The sequence below is a fragment of the Falsiroseomonas sp. HC035 genome, from assembly GCF_050563525.1.
Taxonomy (GTDB): Bacteria; Pseudomonadota; Alphaproteobacteria; order Acetobacterales; family Acetobacteraceae; genus Falsiroseomonas.
In genome coordinates this window covers 1-7,869 of the sequence record NZ_JBNXUN010000043.1, presented here as the reverse complement: position 1 = coordinate 7,869, position 7,869 = coordinate 1, and the positions used below count along the sequence as shown (strand labels likewise).

Below are 7,869 nucleotides of genomic sequence, written 5' to 3'. Positions count from 1 at the left end.
TCAGGACGCGCAACGCCGATCCAGGCGTAGCGCTCGTTCAAATGAGCAATGGTCTCCAGCCGCTGACGGAGCGCGTCGCGGTCCTGAATGGTCTGGGCAAAGCGCACCAGGCCCTCCAATTCCCGCCACTGCACGTGCAGCGACCGCGCCAACTGCCGGGCTACTTCCTGCCCGAGGACGTGCAACGTCGCGGTGCTCTTGCGCGCCGTGATGTCACGCGCCACGCCGGCCGCGGTAATGATGAGGATGCCGCCACAGAGCAACGCGACCGCCGCACAGAGGGCGAAGATGCTTGTCCGAATTCCAATCGTAACGGGCAGGCGCATCGGCAAGGAATCCTGACTGGCGCGGACGCACGAATGTCGAAAAAATAGAACGCGATGCGGGATCAGAGAATAAGACTTAAGATATGTTTTTTCTCATGGACATACCCAAGATACACGTGATCAGCGAACAACAACAGCGAACATTGACTGCGTGTTGAGCGACGAAGCTGCTCGCTGGAGCGGAGGTGATTCGACTGGACCCGCGCCTTCAATCAGCGCCGGCGCCAGAACGGCCACCCAACACCAAGCCGAGATGCTGGACCAGGCCGTCCAGACGCGAGGTCCGTTGTCCAAAGCGCTGGCCGACCGGGAGCGGTAGCGGCTCCACGAAGGTCCGACGCACGCCGGCGGCCGTGCGGCAGCGGAAGCGGCGCCCAAGCAGCTGAAGTTCGACAATCCGCCCGTGCGAGGGCAGGTCAAGCAGCCGCCGCTGGTAGTGGCTGTGCACTCGGATGGACGGCTCATCACAAGACAGGCAGCAGCAGGCTGCTGCCACCGGGTGGGCAACTATGGTGAGGCGATCGGTACCCAGTTCCAACGCGTCGCCCAGAAAACCCGCAGGCAAAGAGGACGGGGGTCGAGGAGGTTCATTGGTAGCGCTCCCTCGATGACAGCACCCTACCATCACCACCCAAGCCGGCACGCTAATTGCGCCTGAGCCCGTGCGCCATGCCGATCCACGGCAGCAAATTTCTCCACAGTTTCTTGGGATGAAAGTGTGGAAATCCTAGCGAAACCGCTAGTTCAGGTAGCCGCGCTCGGCGTGCCTCATTGGCAGGCAGATGTGCCCGGGCACCGGAGCGGTCGAGCCGCCGCGGCGTCATCCGCCCGGCGATCGTCGTTCGCGGTGCACGCTAGGTGGTGGCGATGGACGCGGCCAGGATCGGCGTCACCTGCTTTCGCGGATCGGCCGGAGGCCCCGCCGTCAGGTTGGGTCCAAAAGTCCGAGCCGGATGGCGATCGCCTCGAGCAGGGCGAGATCGCCCTCGCGCCGCTGCTTCCGGCTCAGCAGCGCGAGGGCTTCGCCGGGTGACATGTCGAGCGTGGCGCCGATCGTGGCGGGCGTGGTCAGGTCTCGCTCGCTCGGCGCCCGGCCGATCAGCATGCGGAGGCGGATGATCTTCAGCCGCTCCGCTTCGTGGGCACGGCGTGCTTCGGCGGTCAGCTTGGGCTTTGGGGGCGGCGGATCTGCCGGGAGCGTCATGCCGGCGCATATAGGGCGTGCCGCGGCAGCCGTCGCCAGAGTGCCTCACAAACTGCGGCTGGCGCCGATGCGGGACGGGGAGGGGAGCGCGGAAGTTTACGGCTGGCCTGTGAGGGGTCACCCGGATGGCCTTCTCTGGCGCGACAGCGGCACCGATGCCGCCGGAGCAGGCCGGGCCGAGCCACAGGATGCGCGCGGCGAGCCTCCGGACCCAGCAGCGCCCATCAGCTTCTTGACGGCGGCGGTCAGCCGAGCCGGCTCGAAAGGCTTGATGAAGCAGGATGAACGCTCCCCGTCGCTCAGCCCGGCCAGGTTCTCCACCTCGCCGGTCATCACCAGGATGTTCGCCTCCGGCCACCGACGACGCAGCTCCGCTGCGAGCATGAGCCCGTTCATGCCAGGACCCAGCTGCACATCCGTCACGATCACGGTTGGAGGGGCGGTGTTGTCGTTCACGGCGGATAGCGCCGCCTCGGCACAGGCCAGGCCGAGGACGTTTAATCCGGCTTCGCCCAGTTCGTCCTCGAGCGTTTCGCGAAGCAGTTCGTTGTCCTCAACTAACAGAACGTCCACGGCACGGCCTCGCTTCCACCCCTTCGTGCTCATGGTCGGAAAGCCAACTGTTAACAAGCGATTTCCTGGGCTGGCGGGCCGGAATTGGAACCAGTCCGCGCTTGCCGATGGCATCCTGACACAACGGTGAAGCCTGCTGCGCCGCGAGGCCCACCGGCCTGCAATGTCATCTGGGCTCGCGCAGCCCCTTCGCGGCTCAGGAGCTATGCAGCAGTTTGCTTTAAAACTGCATCGGTCACATGTGGGACAAGTCGTGTCCGGGGTTATGCGCCATGAGGTGCCGCGTCCTTCTTGTCGAAGACCACGCCACCGTCGCCATGATGATCGAGAATTTGCTGCTCGAGAGCGGATGCGAGCCGCTTGTCTGCGGGAGCGGCGCAGAAGCGCTGGCCCTCATCGCCCAAGGACCCTCGTTCAGCCTGGCCGTCATCGACCTGAACATTCCCAGAGGCGATGGGGCCAGTGTGATCCGGGCGCTCTGAGCCCGATGGCCGGTGCCGGTGATCGTCAGCACCGGGTACCAGGACTTGTCGGGCGATGAGCGCGCGCTGCTGTCGCCCTTCGCGGCGCCGGTCGAGGTGATCTCGAAGCCGTGGAACGAAGCGCAGTTCCTCGACCTGGTGCGGCGGTTCCTGCCGCAAGCGCGGATGTCGGCATAGGCGGGCCACGCCGCGGATAGGGTCGCTGCGGGGGGCGTTCGGTGAGGGCTCGGATGCCTTGATGTCGGCGAGCGCCTACCCTTGGCTGCCTCAGGGCTAGCAGCCCTCCGCAATCAACCTCAATGCCGCGCGTCGTCGAGGTGCCGGGTGGTCGTGGATAGGGCGGCGGCGGCCGCGGCGTCGAGGGCCGGCAGCTGGGCGCGCAGACGCACCAGCAGGTCGGCGATGCGGACCGGCTTGATGAGGTAGTCGCTGGCGCCGCAGTCCAGGCCGTCGAGCCGGTCCTGTTCGCCGACTGCGCCGGTCAGCAGGAGGATGGGGATCCGCAAGCCGCGCTGACGCAGCTGCCGGCAGAGGTCGCGGCCGTCGCCGTCGGGCAGGCCAAGATCCAGCAGGATGGCGTCGTAGGCGGCGTCGGGGCTGCCGAGCAGGGCCTCGGCCTCGGCGATGGTGGCGGCGGTATCGACCAGCAGATCGCGCTCCGCCGAGAGCACATCGACGAACAAGACGCGCAGGCAGGCGTTGTCTTCCACGACCAGGATGTGACGGGGGATCGGCACGGCGTCCTCCGGTTCGGGTGCCGCCTGCTCGGGCGGCTAGTGCAGGCGGGGCGGGTCGAGCGGCGGGAGCGGCGCCGTGGCCGCGGCCTGCGGCTGAGCGAAGACCAGGAGCGCCTTCCGGTTCTTGCGCGACAGGACGGCCCAGAGGCGCGTAAGGTCAGCGATTTATTCCGGAAGAGGAAGATGAGAATCACTTGAAGTAAAGAAACTCACGCTGGCGACCCTTGTCTGCCGCCGCTGACTGATCACGAGGAAGAGAGTAGAGTATAACCGCTATGATCAGCAACGTTTTTGTTTTGGATGCACGCCGGTTACATGCTCGGCCGCTCGGCGCGGTGGGAAAATCCCATGGCTATGATGCGGCCGTGGCGGCTCTTGCCGCGATGCCGGGGTACTTCTACCGGGTTGGTGCTTACCGGGTTTGCCGGGCACGCCTTGTGTCCGATCCCGGCCGCCGAAAGTTACGACGGTTCTGGATGCGCCGGGGGCGGGTGGTCCCGTCCGTCCGCTCCCGCTGCGCCAGCTTCGTTCCTGCCGCCGGCTCGCCTAGCAGCGCGCTCCGGATCGAGGCGAATGCGTGGCGGCCGATCAGGTAGGGCGTCCCTGCGCTTGCCGCAGGAGCCGCCGCACCAGATCGAGGAACACGGCTTCGCTCCAGGGCTTCGATATCACTTCGAGCGGAGCGGCGAAGGGCGATAGCGCCTCGCGCATTTCATGCGACAGGTCTTGATAGCCTGTGCTGACGATCACCGGCACCGGCCATCGGTTCCACAGTGCCCGTATCACGGTGGCACCGTCGCCCTCGGGGATGTTCAGGTCGATGACCGCGAGATCGAAGATCTGGGCCTGGGAAATGAGCGCGAACGCCTGCCGGCCGTTCGCGGCCATGACCGGCTCGCACCCGTTCTCAACGAGCAGATCCTGAACCATCATGGCCAGCAGGGCTTCGTCTTCAACAACAAGGACATGGCACGTCATGGTGCATATGCCGGAGGATAGTCCGCATAGTGCTACTATTTCGATGACGATACAAGAAGCCTTGTAAGCTGGCGACGTGCCGCACTCCCGGCTCTCTGGATCCAGGCGGACGCATGCCGGCTCCTCCGATGGCTCCGACAAAGAAAGGCCCCGGCAGGGATGCCAGGGCCAGTGTCAGGGTGCTTCAGGATAGCCTCCTAGCGCCCGCGGTGGCGCGCGGTTCCTGGTGACGTGAGTTTGGTCCGGTACCAGGCCGCCCCACGTAGATCTGGTCCACGGTCGGTGCGGGATCACCGGCTCTGGATGGCAGCGGGGGCGGCTTTGCCGGTTGGCCCTGGCCCGCCCCCGTTGCGCCCTTCTACGGCCAGCCTTTGACGACAGCGACCTCGAGGCCTCCCTGCGCGAGGCCGAGGCGACGATGCGCCGCACCCGCCAAAGCCTCGACCAACTGGCCGGCGGTGGCTGGAAGACGCAGCACGGCGATAGTGACGCGGATCCGTCAGACGAGGACTCGACAACGACGGCAAACGAGTGATGTGCCGGACGCTGCGGAACATCGCGCCGATGCGGCACCGGCCAATGCTGTGCAGCCGCGGTCAGAGTAGCACGTCTCTCGCGCAAGGCCTCGCCTCGCGAAGTCCTCCACCAAGACCGCGGCATCGTTAAGGCTCATCGGCTTCAACAACATTCCTTCGGGGGGCGTCCATGCGCTGATGGTACGTAATCGGCTTGGAGGCATACGACCTCCGCCCGCCACCTCAACACCCAGACGCCTAAGCGTTGACGTCGCTGGGGGCACCGATGTTTCTGTTCGGGAACCTGCACGACGTTTCAGGCTTATTGCTGGTTCATTCTACGTGCACGACCCGAAGACGCCGCTTTCCCGATGATGCGCATGGCGCATGCGGTGAGGAGACCTACGCATGAATGCGATCTTTCCTGCAGATCGACGCACAGAAGCGCGCCCATTGCTGGAACGCTATCGGGCGGTGCGCGCGAGGACCGAGGCGCTGGCCGCACCGCTTTCGCCGGAGGATCAGGTAATCCAATCCATGCCAGACGCAAGCCCGACGAAGTGGCATCGCGCACATACCACTTGGTTCTTCGAGACCTTTCTGCTGCTCCCGCTACAACGCGGCTACCGTCGCCCTCGCGAGGAGTACGGATTTCTTTTCAACTCCTATTACGAGGGTGCCGGGCCACGCCATGCCAGGCCGGAGCGCGGCATGGTCACACGCCCGTCCTCTGCTGAAGTTGCCGACTATCGTGCGGTCGTGGACCAGGCAATGGAGCGGCTGCTGCTCGACCCGCCGCAACAGGCCGCTGCGCTGGTGGAGCTTGGCCTGCAGCACGAAGAGCAACACCAAGAGCTGCTGCTGACGGATATCCTTCATGCGCTCAGCGCCAATCCGCTGCGCCCGCCCTACGATCCCGAATGGCAGGACCCACAGGCCGCGACGCAACCGTTTGGATTTCTCGATGGGCCAGAGGGAGTCATTCAAATTGGCCACGATGGAGCCGGCTTTGCCTTCGACAGCGAGACGCCGCGTCACCGTACCTATCTCGCGCCGTACCGCATCGCAGGCTCCCTGGTGACGAACGGCGAGTGGCAGGAGTTCATGCAGGAGGGCGGATACCGCGATCCGCTGCTATGGATGAGCGATGGCTGGACGACGCGGCAGGCGGAAGGCTGGAGCGCCCCGTTGTACTGGGAAAGCCATGACGGTAGTTGGATGCAGTTCGGCCTTGGCGGCCTGCAACCCGTCGAAGCGGAGCATCCGGTCCGTCACATCTCGTGGTACGAGGCCGAAGCGTTCGCACGTTGGCGGGGCAAACGGCTGCCAACGGAACAGGAATGGGAGGCCGCCGCCGCTCTGCCTGGCTTCGTCAATGCCGATGGGCCTGTGTGGCAGTGGACCGGCAGCGCCTATCGGCCCTACCCCGGCTTCCAGCCATGGGCCGGCAAGGTCGGCGAATACAATGGCAAATTCATGATCAACCAAATGGTTCTGCGGGGCGGCTCGCTCGCGACGGCCCCCGCGCATTCGCGGCGCAGCTACCGCAACTTCTTCCCGCCAAGTGCCCGCTGGCAGTTCAGTGGCCTGCGGCTGGCGGAGGATGGGGCATGAGCGGCGCGCGTCAGCTTGGTCCTGCCGAGGCACAGCGCGCCGCGCTGATTTCCGACGCGTTGCAAGGCCTGTCCCTGCCGCGCAAGACGCTGCCCTGCAAATGGCTCTACGACGCGGAGGGCGCCCGGCTCTTCGAAGCGATCACCCGGCTACCTGAGTACTATCCAACGCGCACTGAGGTGCGCATCCTCGGTGAATGTGGTCCGGAGATCGCTAATGCCGTGGGGCCCGGCGCCGCCGTGATTGAGTTCGGGCCGGGCGACGGCGCCAAGGCGGTTCAGTTGCTGCAGGCACTGCAGGCGCCGTCAGTCTATCTTCCGGTCGACATTGCACCGGAGTGGCTGACGGCGGTTGCTTCCCGCGTTGCTGTCGCCTTTCCCGAGTTGCCGGTGAAGCCCGTCGTGGCGGATTTCACGCAGCAGTTCGATTTGGCCGGGCGCACCGCGGGCAGCGCCACGCATCTCGGCTTCTTTCCGGGGTCCACCATCGGCAACTTCGAGCCGCAGGATGCAAGCCGCTTCCTGCAGCGTGCCCGCAGCACGCTGCGCCCCGGATCACAGATGCTGCTCGGCGCCGACCTAGTGAAGGACATCGCGGTGCTCGAAGCCGCCTATGACGACGCCAGCGGCGTGACGGCGGCCTTCAACCTGAACTTGCTGCGGCGGCTGAATCGAGAGGCTGGGGCGGATTTCGATCTCTCCGGGTTTCGCCATCGCGCCCTGTGGAACGCAGCGGGGGAGCGCATCGAGATGCATCTGGTCGCGCTTCATGCGCAGTCTGTCCGATTGGCCGGGCGGGTGTTCCGCTTCGCCGCCGGCGAAAGCATCCACACCGAGAGCAGCCACAAGTATCGTCCGGAGCGTATTGAGGCACTGGCCGCTGCCGCCGGCTGGTGCAAGGCGAGGATGTGGACAGACCCCGACAGACTGTTTTCAGTCTGGTTGCTGCATGGCTGATCAGGGCTGGCGGCGTCCGCATCCGCAGAAGGGCCGGCTCGCCACCATGGCAGTTGGTCAGGAACCGAACTATCCTGAGGAGGTCGTTGCCCGGGGCCGATCGAACCTGACCCTCCTCGGCTGCGGCATACCGAATGACCCACGCTGGTTCTGCCACGTTGCCTAGATGGCTCGGCGACCCAGCGGCCGGGCCTATCCCCGGCACCCTCCGATTGCCGCGCTGGCCGGCATGCTTATGGCGAGGCTGGAGTTCACCCACAAAGGCCTCCTCACGCGCGTTCAGCGTAAGGCGTTCAGCGAGATCCATATGGGCAGCGCCATCGCTCCTGATTTTGGGGCAGCGAGCCCATCCGCTGACGTGCAACCCGTCGCTTGAGGCCTCAGCGAGGGTACTTAGTCGCCCGTGAAGAATGCGATTTCAGCGCGCGGCGAGCCGCGCTGAGGGCAGCTGCGCTGCGGATGCGCTGATCGCGATGAGGCTGAT

At 65.5% G+C, this 7,869-nt stretch carries 10 protein-coding genes; 4 read left to right on the top strand and 6 right to left on the bottom strand.

From position 1 onward, the window contains the following. The 4 genes from ACLF3G_RS29130 to ACLF3G_RS29115 all read right to left on the bottom strand — a co-directional run. Positions 1-326 (bottom strand): hypothetical protein (locus tag ACLF3G_RS29130; protein ID WP_430672876.1); only part of this gene is annotated, 326 nt, incomplete at its 3' end. A gap of 208 nt (positions 327-534) precedes the next feature. Further along, positions 535-951, bottom strand: a complete 417-nt coding sequence (locus ACLF3G_RS29125) for a transposase family protein (protein WP_430672877.1) — start codon at positions 949-951, stop codon at positions 535-537. 300 nt (positions 952-1,251) lie between these two features. Further along, positions 1,252-1,530, bottom strand: coding sequence for a hypothetical protein (locus ACLF3G_RS29120; RefSeq protein WP_430672875.1), 279 nt, complete (start codon positions 1,528-1,530; stop codon positions 1,252-1,254). 117 nt (positions 1,531-1,647) lie between these two features. Next, positions 1,648-2,217, bottom strand: coding sequence for a response regulator (locus ACLF3G_RS29115; protein ID WP_430672874.1), 570 nt, complete (start codon positions 2,215-2,217; stop codon positions 1,648-1,650). A 125-nt stretch (positions 2,218-2,342) separates the two neighbouring features. Between ACLF3G_RS29115 and ACLF3G_RS29110 the strand changes: the two genes are divergently transcribed. Both ACLF3G_RS29110 and ACLF3G_RS29105 read left to right on the top strand, forming a co-directional pair. Beyond that, on the top strand, positions 2,343-2,585 hold the full coding sequence (locus tag ACLF3G_RS29110) for a response regulator (RefSeq protein WP_430672873.1): 243 nt from the start codon (positions 2,343-2,345) through the stop codon (positions 2,583-2,585). An 18-nt stretch (positions 2,586-2,603) separates the two neighbouring features. Further along, entirely contained in the window at positions 2,604-2,762 is a 159-nt protein-coding gene (locus ACLF3G_RS29105; protein ID WP_430672872.1) for a hypothetical protein, read from the top strand. Between the two features lie 119 nt (positions 2,763-2,881). On the opposite strand, the gene ACLF3G_RS29100 is transcribed toward ACLF3G_RS29105, so the two are convergent. Continuing rightward, complete coding sequence (locus ACLF3G_RS29100) at positions 2,882-3,322, bottom strand: response regulator transcription factor (protein ID WP_430672871.1); 441 nt, start codon at positions 3,320-3,322, stop codon at positions 2,882-2,884. Between the two features lie 588 nt (positions 3,323-3,910). Then, complete coding sequence (locus ACLF3G_RS29095) at positions 3,911-4,300, bottom strand: response regulator (RefSeq protein WP_430672870.1); 390 nt, start codon at positions 4,298-4,300, stop codon at positions 3,911-3,913. A gap of 923 nt (positions 4,301-5,223) precedes the next feature. On the opposite strand from ACLF3G_RS29095, the gene egtB reads away from it, so the two are divergent. Both egtB and egtD read left to right on the top strand, forming a co-directional pair. Further along, entirely contained in the window at positions 5,224-6,429 is a 1,206-nt protein-coding gene (gene egtB / locus ACLF3G_RS29090; protein WP_430672869.1) for an ergothioneine biosynthesis protein EgtB, read from the top strand. Continuing rightward, positions 6,426-7,385 (top strand): L-histidine N(alpha)-methyltransferase, encoded by a 960-nt coding sequence (gene egtD / locus ACLF3G_RS29085; protein WP_430672868.1) that lies wholly within the window; start codon positions 6,426-6,428, stop codon positions 7,383-7,385. Before egtB ends, egtD begins: the two co-directional genes overlap by 4 nt. Positions 7,386-7,869: the final 484 nt, after the last annotated feature.

What these genes read in the sequence shown, in the direction of transcription:
- ACLF3G_RS29125 (WP_430672877.1), bottom strand. Translation starts at nt 951, where the DNA reads ATGGTAGGGTGCTGTCATCGAGGGAGCGCTACCAATGAACCTCCTCGA.
- ACLF3G_RS29120 (WP_430672875.1), bottom strand. Translation starts at nt 1,530, where the DNA reads ATGACGCTCCCGGCAGATCCGCCGCCCCCAAAGCCCAAGCTGACCGCC.
- ACLF3G_RS29115 (WP_430672874.1), bottom strand. Translation starts at nt 2,217, where the DNA reads ATGCCATCGGCAAGCGCGGACTGGTTCCAATTCCGGCCCGCCAGCCCA.
- ACLF3G_RS29110 (WP_430672873.1), top strand. Translation starts at nt 2,343, where the DNA reads ATGTGGGACAAGTCGTGTCCGGGGTTATGCGCCATGAGGTGCCGCGTC.
- ACLF3G_RS29095 (WP_430672870.1), bottom strand. Translation starts at nt 4,300, where the DNA reads ATGACGTGCCATGTCCTTGTTGTTGAAGACGAAGCCCTGCTGGCCATG.
- egtB (WP_430672869.1), top strand. Translation starts at nt 5,224, where the DNA reads ATGAATGCGATCTTTCCTGCAGATCGACGCACAGAAGCGCGCCCATTG.
- egtD (WP_430672868.1), top strand. Translation starts at nt 6,426, where the DNA reads ATGAGCGGCGCGCGTCAGCTTGGTCCTGCCGAGGCACAGCGCGCCGCG.